1 protein-coding gene and 1 tRNA gene are annotated in these 463 nt (G+C 53.8%); one reads left to right on the top strand and one right to left on the bottom strand.

Translation table 11 applies throughout. The annotated features are described in order from the left end of the window. Positions 1 to 186 precede the first annotated feature (186 nt). Positions 187 to 262: transfer RNA gene (locus ACTHUE_RS20275), tRNA-Thr, on the top strand. A 61-nt stretch (positions 263 to 323) separates the two neighbouring features. Here ACTHUE_RS20275 and ACTHUE_RS20280 read toward each other — a convergent pair. Next, the gene (locus ACTHUE_RS20280; RefSeq protein ID WP_440424308.1) at positions 324 to 461 is read right to left on the bottom strand and encodes a nuclear transport factor 2 family protein; all 138 of its coding nucleotides are present in this window, start codon (positions 459 to 461) and stop codon (positions 324 to 326) included. Positions 462 to 463: the final 2 nt, after the last annotated feature.

Raw genomic sequence — 463 nt, forward strand, 5'->3', positions numbered from 1 at the left:
GTATAATTCATCACCATTTTAGCCGCGCCGCGTAAATACTTCGCTTATATTGCTGCGCTTTTGCCGTCTTGACGATCCTGCGGCCTGGCCTGCGGGCATGGTGTGGAAAAGCGCGCCGCCCGTGCTGCGTGATCAGTTTTCGCTTTACACCCGGTCAGAATCTGATAGTTGGCAAGGCACTGGATTGCCCTTGTAGCTCAGTTGTTAGAGCACCTGATTTGTAATCAGGGGGTCGCGGGTTCGAACCCTGCCGGGGGCACCAGTATTTTCAAGGATTTGGCCTGTCTTTCATACGCACTGCACGACTGATGTTCGTGCAGCGGCTATGGCTTTATGTGATAGAGCTTGTGCACGATCGTCCAGTTGCCGTCGTGCTCCAGCAGGGACAGATATTCGTAAAAATCCATACCGTCGAACCGGGTTGTCAGCTTTACCGAGGCGCTGTCTCCCTCCTTGTCGATGC

Source organism: Neisseria sp. P0021.S005 (genome assembly GCF_051956955.1).